Here is a 25888-nt window from a genome sequence, read left to right on the forward strand (position 1 = left end):
ATGCGCGCGATCTGTCTCGCCGCGCTCGCCCTGCTCGCGGCTTTGCCCGCGGTCGCGCAAGACCCCGAACGCGAGGTGCTGCCCGAGCAGCGCCAACGGCTGGCCTTCATCGCGCCCTCCGGCCTCACGCCGCTGGGCAGCGGCAAGATGGTGTTCAGCGCCTTCCACGTGACGAGCGGCCAGGAGCTGTGGGTCACCGACGGCAGCAACGCCGGCACCACGCTGCTGAAGGACATCCGGCCGGGCTTCCGGGGCTCATTCCCCGCCGGTCAGGTCGCATTCAAGGGCCACGTCTACACCACGGCCACCGACGGCGCGAGCGGGCTCGAGCTCTGGCGCACCGACGGCACCGCCGCCGGCACGACGCAGGTGATCGACCTGCGCCCCGGCGAGGAAGGCGCGATGCCCAATGAGCTGACCGTGTTCCGCGACGCGCTCTACTTCGTGGCCGACGACGGCCTGACCGGCTTCCAGGTGTGGAAGACCACGGGCGATGCGAAGGGCACCACGCGCGTGTCCGCCGTCGACGCCGGGCCGCGCGCCCTCACCCGCCAGCTCACCGTGGCCGGCCCGCGCCTGTTCTTCACCGCGACCACGCGCACGCACGGCCACGAGCTCTGGGTGACCGACGGCACGCCCGAGCACACGCGCCTGGTGAAGGACATCCGCCCGGGCATCGAGGACGCGGGCATCCAGAACCTCACGGCCGTGGGCAACGACATTTACTTCACCGCGCACGACGGCGAACACGGCGCCGAACTATGGAAGAGCGACGGCACCGAACACGGCACGCAGCTGGTGAAGGACCTGCGCTCCGGCGCCGCGCCCTCGCGGCCGACGCACCTGGCGGTGCTGGGCCGCACGCTGTACTTCTCGGCCGACGACGGCGTGCACGGCATCGAGCTGTGGAAGACCGACGGCACCGCGAAGGGCACGACGCTGGTGAAGGACATCAGGCCCGGCCCGAGCGGCGCCGTGTCGAGCGCGATCGCCGTGATGGGCGGCAAGCTCTACTTCGCGGCGACCGACGGCGTGTCGGGTGCGGAGCTGTGGCGCAGCGACGGCACGGCGGCGGGCACGGTGCGCGTGAAGGACATCGCACCGGGCGCGGAGAACGGCTCACCCGCGCGCTTCGCCGTCATCGGGGCGCGCCTGTGGTTCGCGGCGAACGGCGGCGGTGGCCGGGGCGTCGAGCCGTGGACCAGCGACGGCACACCGGCCGGCACGCGTGCCGTGGCCGACCTCGCCGCCGGCGAACGCCACGCGATGCCGCTGGGCTTTCGTGCGCTCGGCGACGCGGTGCTCTTCGTGGCCGACGATGGCCATGGCAATGACCGCCTGTGGTCCTATCGCAAGAACGGCAAGGACGGCAAGGTGACATTGATCGGCGATCCGCTCAAGGAGCGGCTGCGCTGACACCGAAGGCCTGCGTGGCCGCGTAGTCGCGCAAGGCCTGCTGCATGGCTACGGCGATGGCGGGGTGCGTCGGGTCGTGGCCCGCGCCCTGCGCCCACTGCAGCGGCGCGCCCAGCACCTGCGCCAGCGCCTGCGCGCCCTCGGGCGGACACAGCGCGTCCTGCGTGCCGTGCACGATCAGTGTGGGAACAGCAGGCAATGCGGCGCAGCGCTGCAGCAGCGTGGGCGCGTCGAGCCAGCAGCCATGCCGCAGGTAGTGGCTCTGCACGCGGTAGCGCGCCACGAGCCGCGGCAGCATCGCTTCGTCGATCGGCGGCGCTGTGCCTCCGGTGGCGAGGCGCTGCTCCCAATCGAACCAGTGGCGCGTCAGCTCGCACTGCCGCTCCCAGGTGCCGTGCGCGAAGACCTCGGCGATCGGCACCGTCACCGGGCATCTCCGGCGCCCGGCCTCGTCCCACAGTGCGCGCCATGCGGGGCCGTCGTGCTGCAGGGCCCCGGCGAAGAGCGCGTGGATGTCGCCCGGGCGCGCGAGGAACACGTTGCGCAGCAGCAGGCCCGCGACGGCCTCGGGCGCATCGAGCGCATGCATCAGCGCCAGCGTGGCGCCCCACGAGCCGCCCACCACCAGCCATCGATCGATGCGCAGGTGCGCGCGCAGCAGACGCAGGTCGGCCAGCAGATCGGCGAGCGTGTTGTGTTCGATCGATCCTGCAGGTGTGCTGAGGCCCGAACCGCGCTGGTCGGGGCAGACGATGCGGTAGTGCGCGGGATCGAAGCCCCGGCGCAACAGCAGCGAGCAGCCCGAGCCCGGCCCGCCGTGCAACACCACCACCGGCAGGCCCGCCGGATTGCCGTGCTCCTCGACGTGCATCACATGCCCGCCGTCCAGAGGCAGGCGATGGGTGATCGTCATTGGCGCGTGCTCTCAGCTCAGCGCGTTCGCGTCGGTGCGAAAGACGAGGTCGCCCGCACGCCGCGCGCCCGGCACGAAACGGATCGGCGTGCCGATGTCGCGCGGGTCGCCCGCCGCGTTGACCATCGCCTCTACCTCGTCATGCCGCGGGCTCTTCGGACACACCGGGTCCGTGGCCGCCGCGTCGCCGGTCAGCAGAAAAGCCTGGCAGCGACAGCCCCCATGGTCCTTCTCCTTCTCGTCGCAGCTCTGGCAGGTGCTGCTCATCCAGCCCGTGCCACGGTAGGCGCCGAAGGCCGGGCTCTCCTGCCAGATGCTGCGGATGCTGTGCTCGCGCACATTGGGAAAGTCGAGCCCGGGCAGCATGCGCGCGCTGTGGCACGGCAGCGCCACGCCGTCGGGCGCCACCACGAGGAACACGCTGCCCCACCCCGCCATGCAGGGCTTGGGCTTGCCCTCGGCGTAGTCGGGCACCACCCAGAGGATCTTCATGCGGCCGTCCAGGCGCGGGCGATGGGTTTGCACCACCGCCTCGGCCGTGGCCAGCATCTCGCGCGAGGGCATCAGCATCTCGCGGTTGCGCCAGGCCCAGCCGTAGTACTGCACGTTGGCGAGTTCGAGAAAGTCGGCCTCCATCGCCTCGGCCATCTCGATGATCCGGCCCACGTGCGGCAGGTTGTAGCGGTGCATCACGCAGTTCAGCACCATCGGGTAGCCGAGGTCCTTGATGGTGCGGGCCACGCGCTGCTTGAGGTCGAAGGTCTTCGTGGAGCTGAGGAAGTCGTTGAGCTCGCGGCTCGAGTCCTGGAACGACAGCTGGATGTGGTCCAGCCCCGCACGCTTGAGCGTCTCTGCGCGCTGCGGCGTGAGGCCCACGCCCGAGGTGATCAGGTTGGTATAGAAGCCGAGCTCGTGCGCCGCCGCGACCAGCTCCGGCAGGTCGTCGCGCAGCAGCGGCTCGCCGCCCGAGAAGCCCAGCTGCACCGCGCCCATCGCACGTGCTTCGCGAAACACGCGAATCCATTCGGCCGTGTCCAGCTCCTCGCGGTAGCGCGTGTAGTCGACCGGGTTGGAGCAGAAAGCGCAGTGCAGCGGGCAGCGGTAGGTCAGCTCGGCCAGCAGCCACAGCGGCGGCTTGGCGACCGCGCGGGGTGCGCGGACTTGCGGCTCAGCGGATCCAGTGGCGTCCATGGGCCTGCTCCAGGAATTCGAGCACGTCGGCATGCAGGTCGCTCTCGCCGAAGGTGCGCTCCAGGTCCGCCACGAGTGCGGCCACCGAGGTCTTGCCGTCGCAGCGCTGGAGGATTTCGGCCGCCGGCCCGTTGAGCTTGATCATGCCCTCGGGGAACAGCAGCACGTGGCACTGCTGCGCCTCTTCCCACTGCATGCGGTAGATCGAGGTGAGCGCCGGTTGGGCATCGTCGGTCCATGCGGTCATGGTTGCTGGTCTTTCGGAAGGTCGTCGGGGTAAGCCTTCTCGATCGCGTCGAGCATGGCCCAGAGGATGTCGAGCTTGAAGCCCAGGATCTGCAGCGCGCGCTGCTGCCGCTCGCGCGTGGTGCACCACTGCATCGCCACTTCGAGGCCGTGCTCGACATCGCGGTCGGCCAGTGGAATGCGGCTGCGAAAGTAGTCCAGGCCCGAGGTGTCGATCCACGGGTAGTGCGTGGGCCAGCCCGCGAGCCGGTCCTTGTGGATGCGCGGCGCGAACATCTCGGTGAGCGACGAAATCACCGCCTCCTGCCACGGCGCCGTGCGCGCGAAGTTCACGTAGGCATCGACCGCGAAGCGCACGCCGGGCACGACGAGCGCGTGCGACTCGAGCACCTCGCGCGCCAGGCCGGTGGCGATGCCCAGGCGGGTCCAGATCTCGATGCCGCCCGCGTTGGCGCCTTCATGGGCGCCGTGCCCGTCGTGGTCGAGCATGCGCACCACCCAGCGCCGGCGCGTGGCGCGGTCGTCGCAGTTGGACAGAACGGCGGCGTCCTTCACCGGGATGCGGCACTGGTAGTAGAAGCGGTTCGCCACCCAGCCGCGCACCTGGAAGGGCTGCAGCTCGCCCGCGTTGAGCCGGCGATTGAACGGGTGGTGGCTGTGGTAGCGCGACTCCATGGCGCGCAACCTCGCTTCGAACTCCTGCGGGGACCATGGGCCTTGTGTCTCTTGGGTCACGTGTTCAGATCTCCAGGGCCATGCCGTCGAACGCGACCTCGATGCCGCGGCGCACGAGCTGTGCGCGCTGTGGCCCGTCTTCGTCCAGGATGGGGTTGCTGTTGTTGATGTGGATGAGCACCTTGCGTTTTGCAGCGCAGGCGTCGAGTGCTTTCAGCATGCCGGGGCCGTGCGGCCCGTCGCATTGCGGCAGGTGGCCCATGTCGGCCGCGTGCTTCTTGCCGAGCCCGGCCGCGACCATTTCGTCCTCGGTCCAGAAGGTGCCGTCGACGAGCACGCAGTCGCAGGCGTCGAGGCTGCGGCGCTCGGCCTCGCCGACCTGCGCCAGGCCCGGCGCGTAGAGCACGCGCTTGCCGGTGGTGGGGTCTTCGATGAGCACCGCGGCGTTCTCGCTGCGCGCCTCGGTCTGGCGGCGCGGCGAATACGGCGGCGCCTTGCCGGGCACCGGCACGGCCTGCAGCCGCAGCCCGGCGATGTCGTGCCAGGCACCGCCGCCGGGCTCGAGCGACAACGGGTGCCAGGTCACGCCGCAGTAGCTGTCGAGCGTGCGCAGCAGCGGCAGGCTGCCGCTGAGGTCGTCATGGGCCTCGGGCGTGCAGTACAGCTGCAGCCGCTGCCCTTCGCGCAGGCTCAGCAGGCCTGCGACGTGGTCGATTTGAGAGTCCATCAGCACCACCGCCTCGATCGGCGAATGGCGCAGGCCGTGGCGCGGCCACAGGGCCGGCGAGGCGCGCAGTTGCGCGCCGAGGTCGGGTGAGGCATTCAGCAGAATCCAGCGTTCGCCATCGGCCGACACGGCGATCGAACTCTGCGTGCGGGGCGTGGCCCGCACCTGCCCGCTTCGCTGGCCGGCACACAGGCGGCAATTGCAATTCCATTGAGGGAAGCCACCGCCCGCTCCCGAACCCAGCACCAGAATCTTCATGGGGGTCCAACAAGAAAACACGGCACCGGCGCAAGGCCGGTGCCGTGGGTCTGCGCGCTCAGCGAGCGGAGATGTACATCGTGATTTCGAAACCGAAACGCATTTCTTCAAACTCAGGCTTGCACCACTTCATCGCATTGCTCCTTCAGGGTTGGGGTTGAGGGACATTTCAATAAACGACGATCTTTCCCGTCGGGCGCGGGCTATGGCAGTCGTTGTAAAAGTATTCGCCCGGCGTGTCAAAGGTGTGGGTCTGCGACTGGCCCGGGGTCAGCCTGAAATTGAACCGCCCTTCGAAGAACTGCGTGGCGCAGTGGGTGTTGGCGTTGGCTGCGGGGTTGGTGAAGGTCACGGCGGTGTTGACTGGCACGCGCATGAAGGTCGGCGTCATGGCATTGACGGCCGTCGACTCGGTCGCGCCCGGTTCGTTCGCCGCCGTCTGCACGCGCGCCAGGAACACGGTGTTCGGCGTCGGCAGTGCCGCGCCCTCCACCGCCTGGCCCGACACGGGCCGGCGCACCACGGGCGGTGTCGGCGTGGCGGCCGCGGTCACCGCGCCGCCGACCTTGAAGGCCCACAGCCGGTCGCCGCGCGGGGCCGAGTCGCCGTACGGAATGCTGGTGCCGCCCGAGAACACCGCGATGTACTGCTCGCCGTCGATCTCGTAGGAGACCGGGCTCGCGCTGATCGCCGCGCCGGTCTGGAAGCGCCACAGCTCGGTGCCGTCCTGCGCATCGAGCGCCAGCAGGTTGCCGTCGGGCTGTCCGATGAACAGCAGGTCGGAGGCCGTGCTCAGGATGCCGTTGCCGTGCGCCACCGAGTACGGCAGCGGCTTCTTCCACTTGACGAGGTTCGTGCTCGGGTCGACCGCCACGACCGCCCCGGTCATGTAGGTGCCCGGCGGGCGCAGGCCGTTGCTCGACTCGCTGAGCGAGTGCGCCGCCGACACGTAGCCCATGCCCGTGTAGACCAGGCCCGTGCGCTGGCTGAAGGACTGGTGGTTCCAGTTGGCACCGCCGCCGTGGCCCGGGATGGACAGGATCGGCACGTCCCAGTGCGCGTCGTACAGGCAGCCCTTCGTGTAGTTGGGCACCGCGCGGTTCGGGTCGCCCGGAATGGCCGTGCCCAGCGGCTGGTCGACGATGCAGGTCTCGGTCCAGGCGCCCTGGCGCGGCAGAGGCTGCGTGGGCCAGCTGGCCTGGCGGGCGTCCTGCTTCACGGGCACTTCGTCGATGCCCAGCGGCGCGCTGCCGTCCTTGCGATCGAGGATGTAGTACATGCCCGTCTTGCTGCCGTAGATGACGACCTTGCGGTCCTTGCCGTCGATCTTCACGTCGGCGAGCACGGGCGACATCACGTTGTCCATGTCCCAGATGTCGTGGTGCACCGACTGGAAGTGCCACTTGTATTCGCCGCTCTTCAGGTCGAGCGCGACGATGGAGTTGGCGAACAGGTTCTGGCCCGGGCGCGAGGAACCGTCCTGCGACGAGCCGCCGCGCACGTTGCCGAAGGTCCAGTACACCAGGCCCAGCTCGGGGTCGACCGCGGGATGGATCCACGGCGTGGCACCGGTGCGTGCCGTGTCGGGCGCGCCGCCCCAGGTGTCGTAGCCCAGCTCGCCCGCGCGGGGCACGCCCCAGAAGGTGGTCAGGACCTTGCCGGTGAGTGCGTCGGCCGAGAATGCGGCGCCGCGGTTGCCGTCGTTGGTGCCCAGGTACAGGCGCTTGTCGTGATAGACCAGCGCGACCTTCTGCAGCGCGCCCTTGTAGTCGGGATCGGTGCTGCTGGTCGGGTACTGCTTGATCCACTCGACGGCGCCGGTGTCGGTGCGCAGCGCCACGAGGCGGTTGCCGGTGGCCACGGTGAACACCAGGCCCAGGTCTTTGGCGACGGCCACGCCGCGGCGGGTGATGCTGCCGTAGGGCGTGGTCCACTTCCACTTCGTCACGCCGGTCTTGCCGTCCACCGCGACCACGTTGCCCAGTGCGGACTCGATGTAGAGCACGCCGTCGACGACGACGGTGGTGCCCTGGTTGTTGCCGGTGGTCATGCCGCCTTCGATCTGGTTGACCCAGGCGCCGCCCAGTTGCGTGACCAGGCCCTTGTTGATCTTGCGCAGGCTCGAATAGTTCTGGTTGCCCAGGTTGCCGCCGACCTTCGGAAAGTCCTTGTCGCCGGCGGTGCAGCAGTCCGACAGGTCGGCCGCGGGTGCGGCGGCGGCCGGTGACGATGCGGGCGGCGGTGTGCCGGCAGACGGCGGCGGCGCAGGGGCCGGCACGACGGGCAGCACGGGCGTGCCGCCACCGCCGCTGGAGCCGCCGCAGGCGGTGATCAGCAACGGCGATGCAAGCACGCCGCACGAGATCAGCAGCGTGACCAATGATTTTTTCTTCATGGATGTCTCTACTCGGTGAACGTTGGAACAGGGGTGTTCGAAACGACCGGTGGCGCGCACACGGCGCCGCACCGGCCCCGGGAGGTCGTGGTTACTCAGTGGTGCAGAAAGGTGTCAGCCCCATCGCCGACTTCACGCCTTGCACGACGAGCTTCTGGAACTCGATGGCGCCCACGCCCGACAGGTCGGCGGTGAACGAGTGCGCGTTGTGCCCGAGGGTCGTGAGCCATGCGCGGCCGCCGTCGTAGTACTGGCACCAGGCGACCGGATGGAAGTCGGCGTGGCCGGGATGCGGCGCGGAGGTGAGCGGCTTCAGCGTCGAGGTGTCGACCTTGGCCAGGAACTTCACCTTCGTCGGGAAGGGCATCAGGTTGTACCACTCGTCCTGGAACGAGAAGCGCTTGGGCACGTCCTTCGTCGAAGGGTCGTCCGAGACGATCTCGACATCGCCCGCGCGGTTCGGTCCGTGGTTGTAGAAGTTCGCGTTGCCCAACAGGCCTTCGTAGTAGGGCCAGTTGTATTCGGCGCCGAAGGCGTTGTGCAGGCCGACGAAGCCGCCACCGCGGCGCATGTAGTTGCGCAGTGCGGTGCGCGCGGCGTCCTGGCTGGTGCTCACGGCGCCGTTCCACAAGGTGTCGCGGTTCGAGCTCGCGAAGATGATCGCCTTGTAGTTGTTGATGCGGCTGCCCAGCACGGCCACGTCCTCGGTCCAGTCGACCGTGATGCCCTCGGCCGACAGCATGCGCACGAGGCCCGCCTGCATCACGTTGTCGGTGTTCATCGTCGGGTTCAGGCCGGCCGCCATCGGCGTGCCGAGCACGGCATGGCGCGGGCCGGCGGTGCGCGAGTAGATCAGCACGCGGTCGGGCGTGCTGGCGAAGGCGCCCCAGTCGTTGTAGCACTTGGGGTTGGTGCCGCGGCAGACGTTGTAGTACTCGTCGAAGCTGTCGTCGACCTCGGCCACCGGTTCGGTGGGCGTTGCCGGCACCTCGTCCGTCGGTGCGGGCGGCGGTGCCGATGCAGCAGGCGCAGGCGCCACGGGCAGGAACGGCAAGGCCGTGCCACCTCCGCCGTCGCCTCCGCCGCAGGCAGTCAATGCCAGCGCAAGCGCGGCGGCCGATGCAAGTCCGAAGGGAAAGGATCTGGAATGTTTCAACGGAGTCTCCTCTTGGTGGTCAATGGCGGAATCGGACGGGCGCACGCGCCCAGCACGTGTCGCTGCGCCGCGGGTGGCGGCAGGCGCAGACGTGGGAGTGACGGAAATTGCCGGCGTGAACGAAGAAGGAATTCGTCGTCAGCCGTGGGGGCGCGCTACTTGCGGATGCGCACGAGCTCGTCGTTGTAGAGCTTGACGATGGCGGGGTCGTACTGGGCGGCGAACTTGTCGACGACGGGCTTGGCGATGTCGCGCATGCGCTTCTGTTCAGCTGGTGAGAGTTCGTTGAACTGCGCGCCCTTGGCCTGCAGGTCGCCCACGGCCTTCTGCGCGGCGGCGCGGCTGACCTGGCGCTGGTAGCCGCGTGCCTCGTTGGCCGCGTCGTTCATCATCTTCTGCTCGGCGGGCGTGAGCGAGTCCCAGAACTTCTTGCTCACCAGCACGATGTTGGCGGCGTACACGTGGTTGGTGGCGCTGACGAACTTCTGCACTTCGTAGAACTTGTTCGACAGGATCACCGCATACGGGTTCTCCTGGCCATCGACCGCCTTGGCTTCGAGGGCGCCGTACAGCTCGGCGAAAGGCATCGGCACGGGGTTGGCCTTGAAGGCCTTGAAGGTCTCGAGGAACACAGGGTTGGGGATCACGCGGATCTTCAGACCTTCGAGATCTTCAGGCTTGGTGATCGGACGCTTGCTGTTCGTGACGTTGCGAAAGCCCAGGTCCCAGTAGCCCAGGGCGACGAGGCCCTTCTCGGGGAGCTTGGCGATCAGGGCCTGGCCCAACGGGCCGTCGAGCAGCGCATCGGCCTGCGCGAAGTTGTTCACCGAGAAGGGGAAGTCGACGAGGCCGAACTCCTTGACGATGCCGGCCAGCGACGTGGTGGCCGGTGCCGACATCTGCTGCACGCCGCCCTGCAGGGCCGACTGCTGCTGCATCTCGTTGCCCAGCTGGGAGGCGGGGAACTCCTGGACCTTCATCTTGCCGCCGCTCTTGGCCGACAGCAGTTCGGCAAAGCGCTTGACGCCGAAGCTCACGGGATGGTCGGCGTTGTTCAGGTGGCCGAAGCGGATCACGCGCTCCTGCTGCGCTTGCGCAACAGCAGGAACGACCAGGGCGAGGGCAAGGCCGGCGGTGGCCAGCGAGCGGTAAAGCGTTCTCAAAGTTGTTCTCCAGCGTGCGATTGAGCGGTCCATGCCGGGGCGCTTCACACGCGCTCCGACTCCTGGCGGCGCGATCTTATCGATTTAGTGGAAAATCTTTCTACTAGTGAAAACACTTGGCAAAATGCTAGAGTCGTCTCATGACAGCCATACTCGAACGCAGCTTCAAGGTGCTCGAACACCTCTCCGGCCACCCCGAGGGCCGAGCGCTTTCCGCGCTTTCTGCCGAGCTGGAAATGCCGTTGAGCGCCACCCACCGCCTGCTGAGCGAACTGGTGCGCTACGGCTATGTGCGGCAAGACCAGAGCCATGGCGACTACATGCTGACCATCAAGCTGGTGTCGCTGGGCCTGAGCTTCTTGAGCAACAGCGGCATCGTCGACGTGGCGCAGCCGCTGCTCGACCGCCTCGCGGTCGCGTCGGGCGAGCTGGTGCGGTTGGCGGTGGTCGACGGCGACGAACTCACCTTCGTCGCGAAGGCGCAAGGCGCCACGCGCGGGCTGCGCTACGACCCGGACATGGGCCTGTCGGTGAACCTCTCATGCAGCTCCGCGGGCCACGCCTGGCTCTCGACCATGACGGACGAACAGGCGCTGCAGCTCGTCGCGAAACAGGGCTTCGGCCAGCCGGAAGACTTCGGTCCGAAAGCGCCGACCACCGTGAAGGCGCTGCTCGTGTTCCTGCGCGCCACGCGCAAGCGCGGCTTCTCGATGATCAACGAGGTGTTCGCCCCCGCGATGACCGCCATGGCCGCGCCGGTGCGCGGTGCGCACGGCGGCGTGATCGGCGTCATCACCATCGCGGGGCCGCTGGTGCGGCTCACGGAAGAACGCATGCTCGCGCTGGGCCCGCAGCTGCTGGCCGCGGCGGACGACGTGGCGCGGGCCAGCGGCGCGTCCGCACTGTTCAAGCGCCGGGCCTGAAGGCCCTGCCAGGTCTTCAGTCCACCTTCACCTGGAACAGCACGAAGCCCGTGCCGCCCGGCTCGACCGTGCCCGTGAAGCGCCAGTCGATCGCGCCCGTGCCGCCGGCGGGCTGGGCCGTGGTGCAGGCCACCGCGCCCGCGGGCGGCGCGTTCGCCGGCGTGGTCTTGACGCAGCCCGTGAGCGACGCCGGCGTGGTGCCGGTGGTCGCGCTCACGAAGGTGGTGTAGCCCGGCGTCATGTCGTTCACGACCATGCTGCGGATCGGCGCGTCGCCGTTGTTCGTGTAGGTGATGCGGTACTCGAGCGTCTCGCCCGACTTGGCCTGGTTGTTCACGCCGAAGGTGCCGCTTTGCGTGATGTTGCGCACTTCCTTCTTCAGCTCCAGCGCCACGCCCGACACCGTCGTGAGGTCGTCCAGCGTGAAGCTGCCGCTGAGCGACGGGCTCGCGTTGGTGTAGGTGAAGTCGGCGCGGATCGTCGCCTTGTTGTTCGAGCCCATCGGCGCCGTGGCGGGAATGAACTCCTGCACGATCACGCAGACCTTGCCCGCGAAGGCCACGGGCGTGGCCGCCGCGCTCGGCGGGTACAGCTGCGCCGCGCCGGGCTGCAGGCTGCCGGTGCAACCCACGTCCGCGAAGACCTTCGTCGTCCAGCCGGTGATGGCCGGCGTGGCCGTCTCGCTCGCCACGCTGAAGCGCACCTGCCCTGCCGTGCCGGCCGTGAAGGTGTGGGCGTAGGTCACGGTGCTGCCCGGCAGGCCGGTCTTGGCGCCGTCGGTCGCGAAGGCGCTGTTGTCGACGTCGCCGAAGTTCAGGTTGGCGTGGCCCGTGCCGTTCCAGCTGAAGGCGATGCGGTCGGGCGTGCCGGTGCGCGTGTAGGTGTAGGTGCCACCGGCCGCGGCCACCGCCGAGCCCGAGGGCAGCGCGACGTTGCCCACCGAGGCACCCGTCGACACGCGCGTGCCCGGGTTGGTTTCTTCCACGCACATCGCCGAGCCCGTGGCCGTGCCGGCCGGCACGCTCAGGCTGTAGGCACCCGAGGCGTCCGTGAGCGCGCTCGCGTACACGGTGGCGCCGCAGTTGGTCAGCCGCACGCTCACGCCCGACAGCGGACCTTCGCCGCCGTTGACGAGGCCGTCGTTGGCCGTGCCGCTGCCCACGCCGTTGTCCAGGAACACGCGGCCGCTCACGATGGCCGCGAGCGTGTTGGTGAAGGTACAGACCACCGCCGTGCCGTTCGTCAGCCCGGCCGCGGGCAGCGTGACGGTGCCCGCCACCAGGTCGACGGCCGCCGTCGCCCCGCCCGCCAGGCCCGTGCAGGTCGCGCCCGAGAACGCGAAGCCGCCGGGCATCGAGGCCGCGACTTCGGTCAGCACCGTCTGCGTGTTGGCCGTGGTGAGCGTCTTGATGGTGCCCACCACCGTCGAGCCCGACACCGAGACGTTGATGCTGTCCGAGCCGAAGCCGTTGGTGCCGCTGAACGCGAAGGTGCCCGTGCCGCCCAGTGCCTGCTTGCGGATCTGCACCGTCGGCAGGCGATTGTTGCTGTAGGTGCAGACGATGGCCTTGCCGGCGTCGCCCGCGCCGATCACCAGCGTGTTGCTGGCCTGGCCGTTGGTGCCGCTCAGGGCATTGGCCGTGGCGCCGCCGTCGGCGGTACACGACAGCACGGTCGTGTAGTTGGCCAGCGTGCCGGTGGGCATCGTTTCCGCGGGGAAGGTGATGGTGTTGCCCACGGCCGCCACCACCGCCGCGCCGCTGTTGCCGGCCGTGGGTGCGGTCGCGGTGAACGCGGCCGTGTTGTTGGTCGCGCCCGTGGTCGCGCCGATGCTGGCGACATTGCCCGCTTCGCTGTTCGCGCCCCAGGCCTTGCGCACCTGCAGGGTGACCGTCTTCTTCGCGTTGGTGTAGGTACAGACGATGGCCTTGCCGGCGTCGGCCGCGGCAATCGCCAACGTGTTGCTCGCCTGGCCGTTGGTGCCGCTCAGCGGGTTGGTGGTGGCGCCACCGTCGGCGGTACAGGCGAGCACGGTGCTGTAGTTCGCGAGCGAGCCCGTGGTCATCGTCTCGGCCGGCAGCGTGAGCGTGCCGCCGACGACCATCGACACCGCCGTGCCGCTGTTGCCGGCGGTGGGTGCGGTCGCGGTGAACGCCGACGTGTTGCTGCTGCCGCCCGAGGTGGCGCCAATGCTGGCCACGTCGCCGTTCGTGCTGTCCGCGCTCCAGGCCTTGCGCAGCTGCACGGTGACGGTCTTGGGCGTGTTGGTGTAGGTACAGACGATGGCCTTGCCGGCATCGCCCGCGCCGACCAGCAGCGTGTTGCTGTTCTGCCCGTTGGTGCCGCTGAGCGCGTTGGCCGTGGCGCCGCCGCCGGCCGTACACGCCAGCACCGTGGTGTAGTTGGCGAGCGTGCCCGGCGCCATCGTCTCGGCCGGCAGCGTGATCGTGTTGCCGGCCTGCACGGTCACGGCCGTGCCGCTGTTGGCGCCCGTGGGCGCCGTTGCGTTGAAGGCCGTGGTGTTGCTCGATCCGCCCGCGCTCGCGCCGATGCTCGCCACGTTGCCGGCGATGCTGTTCGCACCCCAGGCCTTGGCGATCTGCAGCGTGGCGGTCTTCGGCGTGTTGGTGTAGGTACAGACGATGGCCTTGCCCGCGTCGCCCGCGCCGACCAGCAGCGTGTTGCTGTTCTGTCCGTTGGTGCCACTCAGCGCGTTGGCAGTGGCGCCGCTATCGGCGGTACACGACAGCACGGTGGTGTAGTTGGCCAGCGTGCCCGTGGTCATGGCTTCCGCCGGGAAGGTGAGCGTGTCGCCCGCGGCCACCGACACCGCGGTGCCGCTGGTGCCCGCCGTCGGCGCCGTCGCCGTGAACGCGGCGGTGTTGTTCGCGCCGCCGGTGGTCGCGCCGATGCTCGCCACGTTGCCCGTGGTGCTGCCGGCGCTCCAGGCCTTGGCCAGTTGCAGCGTCGCGGTCCTGCGCGTGTTGGTGTAGGCGCAGTTGACCGCGCTGTCCGACGGCATGGTGAAGGTGCGGCTCAGGCCGCTGCCGCTCACCGTCACCGTGCTGCCGTCCGACACCTTGGTACAGGCCAGCGTCGTGGTGTAGTTGGCGGCGTTGCCGGTGGTGAAGGCCTCGGCCAGCGTCACCGTGGCGCCGCTGGCCGCGGTGGCCGTGGCGTTGGTGGTGGTGGCCGGCGCGGTCGACGTGCCGGCGGTCGCGCCCGTCACTTCGGCGGCGCTGCCGCTGACCGTCAGGTTGACCTTGTCGCCGGCGATGGCGCCGCTCCAGCTCTTGGACAAGGTCACCGCCGCCGTCTTGCGCGTGTTGGCGTAGGTACAGACGATGGCCGTGTCGGCCGCGCCCACCGTCAGCGTGTTGCCCGACAGGCCGCTGGTGCCGGTGCAGCTCAGCGCGCTGGTGTAGTTGGCGGCGCTGCCGGTGGTGAAGCTCTCGGCCAGCGTGATGACGCTGCCCACGGGCACGGCCTGTGCGGCGCCGGTGTCGGTCTCGGCGGCCGTGTTGGCCACCGAGGCCAGCGCCGTGAGGCCCGTGCCGGCGACGCTCACCGCGTCGTTGACGATCGCGCCCGACCAGGTCTTGGCCAGCGTGACGGTCGCCGTCTTCGCGGTGTTGGTGATCTCGCAAATGATCGGCAGGCCCGCATCGGCGTTGCCCAGGGTCAGCAGGTTGCCGCTGAGCGAACCGCCGCCGGTGCAGCTCCAGGCGCTGGCGGTGTACGAGCCGGCGTTGGTGCCGAACGGCGTCTCCGACAGGGTCACGGTGTCGCCCACTGCCACGCGCTGCGCGCCGCCGGTGTCGGTTTCGTTGGGTGTGTTGGCCGTGGCCTGCAGGTTGAAGGCGTAGCCGATGTTGTGGTTCGGGTGCACCGTGCCCGAGGCGGTCAGCGTGAAGGCGTCGTTGACCAGCGCGTTGACCCACTTCTTGCGCAGCTGCACCGTCGGCGCCTTGGCGTTGGTGACGGTACAGACGATGTTCGAGCCCGCCACCGTCGCCGCGGCATTCAGCGTGAACTGGTTCGTGTTCTGCGCGGTGCCGCGCGTCACCGTGCCGCCGCTGCCCATGCCCGTGCAGCTGACGTCGGTGATCACGTAGTCGGGCACGCCCGTGGCCGGCGTGTAGGTTTCGGTGAAGGTGGTCGCCGTGCCCGTCGCGGTCAGCGTCTGCAGCGGCCCGTTGACGGCCGTGCCGGCCACGGTGGTGGTGATAGTGTGCGCCGCCACGCCGTTGGTGCCCGTGAAGTCGAAGCCGGCCACGCCGCCGAGCGAACGCTTGGCGAGGGTCAGGGTCGCGGGCTTTCCGGTGTTGGTGTAGGTACAGACGATGGCCTTGCCCGCGTCGGTCGCGCCGATCAGCAGCGTGTTGCTGTTCTGCCCGTTCGTGCCACTCAGCGCGTTGGCCGTGGCGCCGCCCCCTGCCGTACACGACAGCACCGTGTTGTAGCTCGCGAGCGAGCCCGTGGGCATCGTCTCGGCCGGCAGCGTGATGGTGTTGCCCGCCACCACGTTCACCGTGCTGCTGTTGCCCGCCGTGGGTGCGGTCGCCGTGAACGCCGTGGTGTTGCTCGCGCCGCCCGTGCTCGCGCCGATGCTCGCCACGTTGCCGCTGATGGCGCCCGCGCCCCAGGACTTGGTGATCTGCAGCGTGGCCGTCTTCGGCGTGTTGGTGTAGGTACACAGGATCGCCTTGCCCGCATCGGCCGGGCCGATCAGCAAGGTGTTGGTGGCCTGCCCGTTGGTGCCGCTGAGCGCGTTGGCCGTGGCGCCGCCGCCGGCCGTGCAGGCCAGCACCGTGTTGTAGTTCGCCAGCGTCCCCGTCGGCATCGTTTCCGCGGGGAAGGTGATGGTGTTGCCGGCGACCACGGTCACGGCCGCACCGCTGTTGGCGCCTGTGGGTGCCGTCGCCGTGAAGGCCGTGGTGTTGTTCGCACCGCCCGTGCTCGCGCCCAGGCTCGCCACGTTGCCGGCGATGCTGTTCGCACCCCAGGCCTTGGCGATCTGCAGCGTCGCCGTCTTCGGCGTGTTGGTGTAGGTACAGACGATGGCCTTGCCCGCGTCGCCCGCGCCGACCAGCAGCGTGTTGCTGTTCTGTCCGTTGGTGCCGCTGAGCGCATTGGCCGTGGCGCCGCCGCCGGCCGTACACGCCAGCACCGTGTTGTAGTTCGCCAGCGTGCCCGGCGACATCGTCTCGGCCGGCAGCGTGATCGTGTTGCCCGTGGCCACGGTCACGGCGGTGCCGCTGTTCGCGCCCGTGGGGGCCGTGGCCGTGAAGGCCGTGGTGTTGTTGGTGCCACCCGTGGAGGCGGGAATGCTCGCCACGTTGCCCGTGAGGCTGTTGGCGCCCCACGACTTGACCAGCTGCAGCGTCGAGGTCTTCGGCGTGTTGGTGTAGGTACAGACGATGGCCTTGCCCGCGTCGCCCGCGCCGATCTGCAGCGTGTTGGTCGCCTGGCCGTTGGTGCCGCTCAGGCTGTTGGCCGTCGCGCCGCCGCCGGCGGTACACGACAGCACGGTCGTGTAGTTCGGCAGCACGCCGCCGTTCATGGTTTCCGCGGGGAAGGTGATCGTGTTGCCGGCCGCCACGGTCACGGTCGCGCTGGTGTTGGCCGTCGGTGCCGTCGACGAGAACGCCGCAGTGTTGGCCGCGCCGCCCGTGGTGGCGCCGATGTTCGCCACGTTGCCCGTCACGCTGATGGGGTTCCACGACTTGGCCAGCTGCAGGGTCGCGGTCTTGCGCGTGTTGGTGTAGGTACAGACGATGTCCTTGCCGATGTCGCCGAGGGCGATCGTCAGCGTGTTCGATACCTGTCCGTTGGTGCCGCTCAACGTGCTGGCCATCGTGCCGCTGTTCACGGTGCATGACAGCACGGTGTTGTAGTTCGCCAGCGTGCCGGTGGTCAGTGTTTCGGCGGGCAGCGTGATGACGTTGCCGATGTTCACGCCCACGACGGAGCTGGAAGCGGCAGTGGACGCCGTCGAGGTGAAGGCCGAGGTGTTGCTGGCGCCGAAGAAGTTGGTACCGCCCGTAGAGGCGCCAATGCTCGCCACGTCGCCGGTGTTGCTGCCGGCCGACCAGGCCTTCGCGAGCTGCAGCCTGACCACGTTGAACTGGATGACGACGAGGCCGTTGCCGCCGGTGGAGCCGGTCAGCGAAGCGCGCGCGCCGCCCACGCCGACGCCGCCCTGGTAGAGCGTGTTGCCCTGGTTGGCCGGGTTGGAAGCCGCCGAGTAGCTGCCGTCCGCTCCCGCGGTGATCACGCCGCCGGTCACGCCCGTGCCGATGAAGCCCGAGCCGCCGCCGCCCGGTCCGTTGTAGGAACAGCCGACCGAGACGGGATTGGGCGTGTTGCTGCACTGGGCCATGCCGCCGCCGCCGCCGAACCAGCCGCCGCCGCCGCCACCACCGCCCTCGTACTGGAGGGGGGTGCCACCGACCGCCGAGCACCCGGTGCCGCCCTGCAAGGCGCTGCCGTCAGTGCCGGCCGGACAGGTGGCCGCGACGGTCCCCGCGCTCGGGGTGCCGCGCGCACCGCCGGCGGCCTGGGTGCCGCCCCGTCCGCCCGTGCCGGTGGACGAGCCCCCGTTGGCGCCACCGCCGCCGCCCGGCACCGGGCTGCCGACGTCGGTCCAGAACGCGCTGCCGCCGCCACCGCCCGCGATCAGTCGCGCGGCGGCCGCCGAAAACTCCGTGCCGCCGTTCCACAGCGCACTCATGCCGCCGCCCGACGAACCGGCAACGCCCGCGTTCGCGCCATTGCCGCCGCCGCCCCCGCGGCCGTAGGTCGCGCCGGTGCCCCCGTTCTGCCCGCCCTGCCCCACCGTCACCGCCATGGCGGTGCCGGGCGTGACCGACACGGTGCCGTCGGCAAAGCCGCCGGCGCCCCCGTTGGCCGAGTTACCGCCGGCGGCGGTGGAGCCGCCGCCGCCGGCGCCCCACATCGTGACGCGCACCGACGACACGCCCGCAGGCACCGTGAAGGTCTGCGCCGAGCCCGAATGGGTGAAGGTCACGCAGCTGTTGTAGCCCGACTGCGGCGTGCACGCAGCGGTTGCAGCCTGTGCGCCCGGCATGGCAAACAGCCACAAGGCCGTCGCGGCAAGCACGCCCTTCAACACCCCGCCGAACCGCGCCATCCCGCCCGCTTCGTTTCTCGTTCTGCTTTGCATCATGGTCTCGTTCAGCGGGTTTCTTGCGCGGCCGCGGCGATCACGACCCAGCGGCTCTTGGCGCTGCTGTCATCGCCTGCGACAGGCTGCGTGTCTTCTTTGGTATCGGTGCGCAGGCGCAGCACGTCGACGCCGCGCCCGATCAGGTAGCTGCGCACGGCATTGGTCCGCTGCGCGACCAGCTGCATGCGCTCGTCGGCGCTGCCCTGCTGCGCGTCCGAGTGGCTGATGTGGATCACCACCTGCGCCTCGGTCGCCTTGATCTGCGCGGCCAGCGTGTTCAGCGTGTCGTGTGCCTGCGGCTTGATGAAGGACTTGGCGGGCTCGAACAGCGCCTCGGCCTGCAACACCGTGCGCATCGGCAGCGGGGCCACTTCCGGCGCATCCACAGCCACCTTCTCGGCCTTCTGTGCCTTGGCCGTGTTCGTCTCCCCCGTCGAAGCGAAGCCCAGATGGGTCTCATCGAACTTGAAGCGCAGCCGCACGTAGGCGCCCTTGCTCGTGTACTCGTTGGCCGTCAGGTCGCGGTCGTTCAGGCCCACGAAGTTGTAGCCCGCCGACACCCACATGTTCTTCTGCACCTGGTAGCCCACCTCGACGCCGAAGGTCTTCTGCAGCGCGCCGCCCTTGCCGTACAGCAGGCCGGCCTGCACACCGAAGTCCCAGTCCTGGTTGATGTCCTGCGTGTAGCGCGCCTGCACCAGGTGCGCCCAGTACTTGCTGGCCAGCGTGCCGTCGTCGGCGCGGCTGAGCTTGAAGGCATAGCGCGCCATCACCGCCTTGCCCGGCTCGGGGTTGTAGTTGACGTGCGCCGAGACGATGTCTGCACTCGTCTTGCCCGGCAGGCTGGCACCGTTTTCGGCGCCGAAGACGCTGCTGCCCTGCAGCGCGCCGGCCGCATTGCCCGCGCCCACCACGCGCTCGGAGCGGCGCTCGTAGCGTGCCAGCGCGTTCCAGGTGTCGTCGTCCACGGGGCGGTACGCGATGCCGATCTGGTGGCGCTGCAGGTGGCGCTCGTTGCCCGCGTTGGCGCCCTGGCCTTCGCTGTCGCTCACGATGCTGCGCGCCAGCAGGCTCCAGGACGGATCGAGCTTGAAGCCGAAGCCGGCGCTGAACAGGCGCGTGTTCGCGTCGTCGCCGCGGCGCGCTTCATACACGCCGCTGGCCTTGATCCGGTCGGTGATGTATTCGATGCCGCTGGTGATCGCGGTCGATTCGCCCAGCCCACCGGCATAACCCGTGCCGGTGTTCTTGCTGTTGCTGTAGCCGCTCATGTCGCGCGTGTGCTCGATGCCCCCGGTCACGCGGATCTGCTCGTTGACCTTGAAGGTGTTGCGCACCCCGATGGCCGCCTGCACGCCGCGCCCTTCGGCGCCGTCGGCGATGCGGTACTCGTTGTACACGCGACCACCTTCCATGTAGTTGCTCTCGATGCCGACGATGCCGGTGTTGTTGCGCTGCGTGCTGTCCAGCTCGTAGGGGCCGTTGAGCGTGGAGATCAGCTCGTAGCGGCCGTACACGCGCGTCTTGTCGGTGATGGCGTAGTTGCCGCCCACGGCCAGCACGTGGCGCTTGCCGTCTTTCAGGTCCTGCTCGCCTTCCACGAACACCTGCGCGCCGGCCACGCCGGGCACCTCGGTCGACAGGCGCCCGCGCACGGTCGTCTGGCTCTGCGTGTCCACGCCGGCTGCGGCGGCGGCCGCGCCCAGCGTGGTCACGCTGTTGGCGCCGATGCTGCTGCCCATCTGGCCGTTGTAGGTGGAGATCTGGCCGTAGTCGAAGCCCGAGCTGGAGCCCAGCGCGTTGTTGCTCTGGCCGTGGCGCAGGCCCACCTCGGCGACGGTCTTGTCGCTGAGCTTCTTCTGCACGCTCACCGTGGCGCCCTTGCGCTCGTCGACCTGGGCTGCGTCCTTGCTGTAGAGCACCTCGCCGCGCACGGCCAGGGTCGGGTCGACGCGGTACTCGGCGCGCGCCGAGGCTTCGGTGTGGCCGGCCGAGAAGCTCGCGCCGGGGTTGTCGAAGCCCTTGCTGGTCTTGGCCGCCAGGGCCACCACGGCCAGCTTCTCGTCCTGGTAGCGCGCTTCCACGCGCGCGCCGTGGCCGTTGCCCTTGTCGTCGGAGTCGGTCTTGACCAGCTCGCCCGCCACGCTGGTGTTCTGGCCGATGCGCGCCACGCCCGTGAGCGCCTGCAGGTTGCGCTTGTTCTGCGGGTTCTGGTCGGTGGAGGCCACCACGCCCAGCTGCAGGTTCTCGCCGACCTTCACTTGCACGTCGGTGCCGGCCACGGTGAACTTGGGGCCGCCCGAGTCCACTTCGTAGGTGACGCGAATCGACTGCGGGTTCAGGTTCGCGTCGATGGAGGCGATGGCGTGCGTGAACAGGATGCGGCGCGTGAGCGGCTCCACCGTGTAGTCCACGAAGCGCGCCACGGCCGTGCGCTGCAGCACGATGTTGGGCTGGTTGCGGTCGCGCACCACGATCTCGATCTGCTCGCTGTTGTCCACGAACTCGCCGTTGCTGGCGCTCAGGTAATACGGGCCCGAGGTGCCCAGCACGCGGAACTCTTCCACCTGCTGCGTCTGCGCGGTGCGCGAGACATAGCTGGTGGCGCGCACGTTCTCGTCCTCGTACACGTGCTTCAGGCCCGTGAGCGAACGGTTGCTCTGGCTCAAGTTGCGCACCTCGGTGCTGCTGGCGGTGGTGAAGTCGCCGTACAGCAGGTAGGAGCGGTTCTTGTCGATGCGCACGTAGAGCTTCTGGGTGCTCTGGGCGTCGAAGCCCTTGACCGCGGAGTCGCCGTAGATCGGATAGAACTCGTCGGGGCGGATGTCGCGGAACAGGCGGTCCTTGCGGGTCTTGTCGGAGTCGTAGGCGGCCGTGAGCAGGTACTCGCCCTTGACGGTGCCCTTGAAGAAGAAGGCGGCGCGACCGGCGGCGCGGCTGTTGGTGCCTTCGTCCTTCAGGCCGGTCAACTCTGCTTCGAAGGCGGCGCCTGCAGGCATGGCGCCGATGGGCAGCTTGCCGCGCTTGGTGAAGTCGAGCACGCCTTCGACGATGCCCACGCCGATCATGGGGCGCATCTCGGGCAGCAGCGCCAGGCGCACTTCCTTGACGAAGGTGCCGGCGCTCACGCGCAGGCGCGCATCGCCCGGCTCGCCCGGGGGCATCAGCTGGAACTCGGCCGCGCCGCCGTCCATGAAGACCTGCGTGCCCGGCTCGGTGGGGTTCAGGTCTTCGGCCAGCCAGCGGCCGCGGTCGGTCTCCAGCGTGAGTTGCGTGCGGGCGGTCACGGGCACGCCGGCCGCGTCGATCAGGCGCACCTTGACGACGACGGGCGTGCGCAGGTCGGCGCGCGCCACCTCGGGCAGGTCGACCTCGATGGCGCCGAGCTTGTCGGGGGCGACGACGGTGATCTCGTCGGCACTGCCGCGCACGTTGCCGAAGCCGTCGACGGCTTCGAGCTTGAGGGTGTTGGTGCCGGGGCGCAGGGCCACGCCGATGTACTCCCAGGCGGCGATGTTCTTGGAGGCCAGCTGGGTCTTCTTTCCCACGCGACGTTCTTCCAGGGCAGTGCCGTTCACGCTCAGGCGCAACGAGGTGCCGGCCGTGCCCTTGACGCGCACGTTGATCGACTGGCCGGCGACGGTGTCGCGGTCCTTCAGGCCGATGAAGCCCAGGGTGTTGTTCTCCAGCTGGGGCAGCAGGGTCTCGAGTTCGATGGGACTCGGAACTGCCTGGGGCAGCAGCGGGTTGGTGCGCGGTTCGAGCATCGCGCCGCCGGTGCCGATGGGGCGCATGGCCTGCGCGCCGACGCCGGTGGCCGAGCCGCTGGTGGCCGACGACGGCAGGCCCGAGGTGGGCACGCCGTTCAGCGGCGAGAACAGGCTGCCGGTCGGGATCGCGGGCTGCACGCCCAGCGTGCCGCCCATGCTGCCGCCACCGCCGCTGACGAAGCTGCTGGCGTTGGCCGGCGCCACGGGCAGCGCGATCAGCGGCGCCGAGGTGGGCTGCACGGCGCCGGTGCTGCCGCTGGCCAGCGCCTGGCCGGTGGCCGGCAGGCCGCGCACGTCGCCCACGGGCACGACCTTGCCTTCGGGGTCCAGGCGCAGGCGCACCTGCGCTTCGGCCTCGGTGTCGGGACGCGCGGCGATGGCGGCGCGGCGTGCGGCCACGTCGGCAATGACGCTCTTCTCGTCGCAGTTCGTGATGATGAAGTTGGCCTTGTGGAACTCGCCCTTCTTCAGATCGACGAAGCGGCTCTCGGGGGTGCCCGAGTTGCGGTTGTCGAGCACTTCGAGCTTGGCGCCCAGCGGCAGCGTGGTCTGGTCCAGGCGCAGCACGTGCGTGACGGGCTTGAGGCCGTACAGGCTCCACTTGCCTTCGATGTCGGTGACGACGTGGGTGCCGTCTTCCATGTACAGGCGCACGCCGGGCACGCCGATCTCGTCGGCGCCTTCCTGGCGACCGTCGCGCTTGCTGCCTTGGTCGGTGTTGCGCTTGCAATCCAGATAGACCTTGCCGAAGGCGAAGGCGTCGTCGGAGAACACGCCGCCCGTCACGCGCACGGTCCAGTTGGCCAGGTTCGACTGGATGGGGCCCGAGGTGGCGCGTGCGCGGTTGATGGCGTCGCCGTTGGTGGGCGCGCCCACGCCGATGCGCACGCGGTAGCGCACCATGGCCGACTGGTCGGGGGCAATGACCAGCGTGGGGTAGTTGAAGATCAGGCCCGGGCCGGCGCCGCCGGCGGGGTTGGGCACCACTTGCCCGTTCAGGCGCACGCTGTTGGCCACGTAGGCGAAGCCCGGGGGCAGCGTGTCGTTGAAGGTCAGGCCGGTGACGGGGAAGCCGGTCTTGTTGGTGACGGTGAGCGCGTAGTCGATGAAGTCGCCGAACTCGACCTGGCGCTTGCTGCCGTCCTTGCGCAGCACCAGGCCCAGGATGTTGCCCGGGTCGAGCGGGATGTGGTTGTGCACGGCGTCGCACGGCGTGCCGTCGGGCTTGGCGCCGGCCTGCACCTGGAAGTAGTAGCTGGTCGGGTCGGCGTCCTTCGGGGGCACGGCGCTGGGCACGACGGCGCCGCAGCTGGTGAACGAGCCACCGGTGACGGGGATCAGCTGCGAGGGGTAGACGTAGCCGCTGCCTGCGGGTGGCGTGACCGAGAGTGCGTAGGTGCACAGGCCCGTCACGGGCGGCGTCTGCAGGTAGAACTGGTAGGCGCCGTCGGCGCCCGTGGTCATCGAGACGCTGCCGTTGGGGTTGAGCGTGTAGGTGCCCGAGTCGGCGCCGTAGATCTCGGCCGCGGTGATCGGGCCGGCCGTGCCGCTGCTGCACGACTGGCGCGTGTAGGTGACCAGCGCGCCGGCCACAGGTTGACGGGTCAATGCGTTGTAGACCGTGCCCTGCGGATCGACCAGCAGCGCCTGCACCGAGGTGGCGGTGGCCGCCAGCAGCATCGTGGGCGTGACGTTGACGGTGTTCTGCTCGAAGGCGGCGGCCCAGGCCTTGTTGGTGAGCGACACGCGCCCACCGATGGCCGATGCCTTCTCGGTGATGCGCACGCTCAGGCGGATCTGTTCGCTCTGGCCCGGGGCCAGCGCGCGGGCGCCGTCGGTCAGGCTCAGCGCCACTTCGGTGGGCAGCTGGAAGGGGTCGGCGCTGTCCTGCGTGGTGCGGTTGCAGGTGGCGCGGCCGGTGAAGCCGGTGGCGGCGTTGAGGTTGCCGTTGGCGGCCTTGGGCGGGCCCAGCAGTTCCCACGAGGCGACCTGCCCGCTCGACTTGTCCATGTCGAAGGTGCAGTTCAGGTTGTCGATCACGCGCACGTTGGGCGCGGCGACGGCGCCGGTGTTGGTGACCTTGAAGGTGTAGTCCAGCTCGTAGACGCCGGGCGACACGCGCCGGGCGATGGAGGCCTGCTTGGTCAGCGTGAGCGTGGGCAGCTGGGTCGACACCGGCGTGGGCGAGGTGTCGTTGTTGGGGTTGCCGTCGCCGTCGGCGTCGGGGTTGTCGCCGTTGACGGAGTCGTCCAGGGCCACCGCGGGGCCGCCGGCATTGAGGGCACCCGAAGCCTTGACGGTGTTCAGCAAGGTGCCGGTGCGGCCGGTGAAGTTGATACGTGCATCGAACTGCACGGTGAACTGCCCGCCCACGGGCAGCACGGCGCCGTCGGCCAGCAGGTTCGAGGCGGCGGCGGTGCCCTTGAAGGCGGGGTTCGGCGCGGCGACGGTGCCGCCGCTGGGTGCGGGCGCGATCACGATCGAGCCGGGCACGATGGTGTACTGGTTGGCGCCGGGCACGACGGCTGCCGTGTAGGTGCCGAACTGCGTGGTGCCCGCGCCTTCCATCACGTCGGTGGCCTGCACGCCGTACAGCCATGACGTGCCGTAGTTGCGCACGTTGACGCTGAAGCGCACGGTGGCGGTGCCGTCGGTCTTGCCGTCGGCGCTGCGGTTCACGCGCGGGGTGGAGGCCGCCTTGGCCACGCCGATGCGCGCCTGGCTGGAGCTGATGACGATGGTGTTCGAAGGCACGGTGGCCGGGCCGGTGCCGTCGTTGTACTGGCTGTGCGCGGTGTTGCGGATCTCGCCCACCTGGTCGGCGTTGACCTTGACGGCGAACTGCATCGCGATGGACACGTTGCGCGCCACGGGCGTGGAGATGCCGATGGCCACTTCGACGGCCGAGGCGTCTTCGGCGGTGCGGTAGCTGAACGCCGGATCGTTGGCCAGGCGGTACAGCTTGACGGCGTTGGCGGCGGTGGTGCGCAGCGTGCCGGGCACGTACTGGGTGCCGGCGGGCACGGGGTCGCGCACGAGGACCAATGCGCTGGGCGCGCCGTTCACGAGCAGTGGCGTGTTGGTGGGCGCGATGACGTTGGACGGCTGCGCGTCCTGCGCGCCGATGTTGGTGCCCGAGACCGAGAAGTCGATGCGCGTCTGGCCGGGGATGACGTTGCCGGGGTAGCTGGCCGACTTGACCAGCTGCAGCGCGGCGGCGTTGCCGACGGTGACGGTGTCGCGGTTGATCGCGGTGAGGCCTTGCAGCGCGGTGGTGGCCGTGAGGCCGACGCAGGCCACGCCGGTCGCAGCGGTGGGGATCGTGCCCTGCACCAGCAGTGCAGCGGTCTCGCCGGGCTTGAGCGCGATGGCGCCCGCGGCATTGAGTTGCACCACCGGATCGGCCGCATCGACCACGCCGTTGTTATTGGTATCGCGCACCACGCGAAGCGCCGACAGATCGAGCGTGTCGGCCGCGCAGCCACCCGCGTTGTTGGCCAGCGCCAGCGTGTAGGTGGAGGCGACGTTGCCGGTGTTGGTGAGCAGGTGGCTCAGCGTGACGATGCTCGCGGGTGGGCGCGACCGCGACTGGTCTTGCGTGAGCACCAGCGCTTCCACCGGCAGCACCGTGGCGATCACTTCGTTGGACGAGATGGTCTCGGTCTGCGCCAGGCCGTTGGGCACGTACGTGCCCGTGGCGATGCTGCGGATCACGATGCCGGCGGGGGCCGGTGCGGCGTTCGCTTCCTGCACGGCACCACCCAGCAGCAGCGCCGCGCCAGCGGCGAGCGCGGCAGCCCATCCGCGCCACGATGGCCGGTGTGTGCTCCTGGGATTGAAAGTGAACAGCATGCCGCGAACCCTTG

Annotated in this window: 13 protein-coding genes; 2 read left to right on the forward strand and 11 right to left on the reverse strand. The window is 69.6% G+C overall.

Going from position 1 to position 25888, the window contains the following annotated elements; all coding sequences use genetic code 11:
• Positions 1–1416, forward strand: coding sequence for an ELWxxDGT repeat protein (locus tag AC57B8_RS30815; RefSeq protein WP_496481663.1), 1416 nt, complete (start codon positions 1–3; stop codon positions 1414–1416).
• On the opposite strand, the gene AC57B8_RS30820 is transcribed toward AC57B8_RS30815, so the two are convergent.
• From AC57B8_RS30820 to AC57B8_RS30860, 9 genes are all read right to left on the reverse strand, one after another.
• Positions 1397–2329: an alpha/beta fold hydrolase gene (locus tag AC57B8_RS30820; protein WP_496481664.1), complete on the reverse strand. Its 933-nt coding sequence runs from the start codon at positions 2327–2329 to the stop codon at positions 1397–1399. The two genes, AC57B8_RS30815 and AC57B8_RS30820, sit on opposite strands and share 20 nt — an antisense overlap.
• Positions 2330–2341: 12 nt before the next feature.
• Positions 2342–3520, reverse strand: coding sequence for a pyrroloquinoline quinone biosynthesis protein PqqE (gene pqqE / locus AC57B8_RS30825; protein ID WP_496481665.1), 1179 nt, complete (start codon positions 3518–3520; stop codon positions 2342–2344).
• Positions 3498–3767 (reverse strand): pyrroloquinoline quinone biosynthesis peptide chaperone PqqD, encoded by a 270-nt coding sequence (pqqD, locus tag AC57B8_RS30830; RefSeq protein ID WP_070059765.1) that lies wholly within the window; start codon positions 3765–3767, stop codon positions 3498–3500. Before pqqD ends, pqqE begins: the two co-directional genes overlap by 23 nt.
• Positions 3764–4501, reverse strand: a complete 738-nt coding sequence (gene pqqC / locus AC57B8_RS30835) for a pyrroloquinoline-quinone synthase PqqC (RefSeq protein WP_496481666.1) — start codon at positions 4499–4501, stop codon at positions 3764–3766. Before pqqC ends, pqqD begins: the two co-directional genes overlap by 4 nt.
• 4 nt (positions 4502–4505) lie before the next feature.
• A complete protein-coding gene (gene pqqB / locus AC57B8_RS30840; protein ID WP_496481667.1) occupies positions 4506–5426 on the reverse strand; it encodes a pyrroloquinoline quinone biosynthesis protein PqqB in 921 nt (306 codons plus the stop codon).
• Between the two features lie 58 nt (positions 5427–5484).
• Complete coding sequence (gene pqqA, locus AC57B8_RS30845) at positions 5485–5559, reverse strand: pyrroloquinoline quinone precursor peptide PqqA (RefSeq protein ID WP_013539171.1); 75 nt, start codon at positions 5557–5559, stop codon at positions 5485–5487.
• 36 nt (positions 5560–5595) lie between these two features.
• Positions 5596–7821 (reverse strand): outer membrane protein assembly factor BamB family protein, encoded by a 2226-nt coding sequence (locus AC57B8_RS30850; protein WP_496481668.1) that lies wholly within the window; start codon positions 7819–7821, stop codon positions 5596–5598.
• A gap of 91 nt (positions 7822–7912) precedes the next feature.
• A complete protein-coding gene (locus AC57B8_RS30855) occupies positions 7913–8977 on the reverse strand; it encodes a ThuA domain-containing protein (protein WP_496481669.1) in 1065 nt (354 codons plus the stop codon).
• 155 nt (positions 8978–9132) lie between these two features.
• Positions 9133–10140 (reverse strand): TRAP transporter substrate-binding protein, encoded by a 1008-nt coding sequence (locus tag AC57B8_RS30860; RefSeq protein WP_369632074.1) that lies wholly within the window; start codon positions 10138–10140, stop codon positions 9133–9135.
• A gap of 140 nt (positions 10141–10280) precedes the next feature.
• Between AC57B8_RS30860 and AC57B8_RS30865 the strand changes: the two genes are divergently transcribed.
• On the forward strand, positions 10281–11063 hold the full coding sequence (locus AC57B8_RS30865; protein ID WP_062481672.1) for an IclR family transcriptional regulator: 783 nt from the start codon (positions 10281–10283) through the stop codon (positions 11061–11063).
• A 16-nt stretch (positions 11064–11079) separates the two neighbouring features.
• Here AC57B8_RS30865 and AC57B8_RS30870 read toward each other — a convergent pair whose 3' ends face one another.
• Together AC57B8_RS30870 and AC57B8_RS30875 are read right to left on the reverse strand one after the other, a co-directional pair.
• Positions 11080–18249 carry a prealbumin-like fold domain-containing protein gene (locus AC57B8_RS30870; protein WP_496481670.1) on the reverse strand — a complete coding sequence of 2390 codons (7170 nt, stop codon included), beginning with the start codon at positions 18247–18249 and terminating at the stop codon, positions 11080–11082.
• An 11-nt stretch (positions 18250–18260) separates the two neighbouring features.
• Complete coding sequence (locus AC57B8_RS30875) at positions 18261–25874, reverse strand: OmpA family protein (RefSeq protein WP_496481671.1); 7614 nt, start codon at positions 25872–25874, stop codon at positions 18261–18263.
• Between the last annotated feature and the right edge of the window lie 14 nt (positions 25875–25888).

This window comes from Variovorax sp. BGA-UO-ETr-C22, assembly GCF_059567965.1.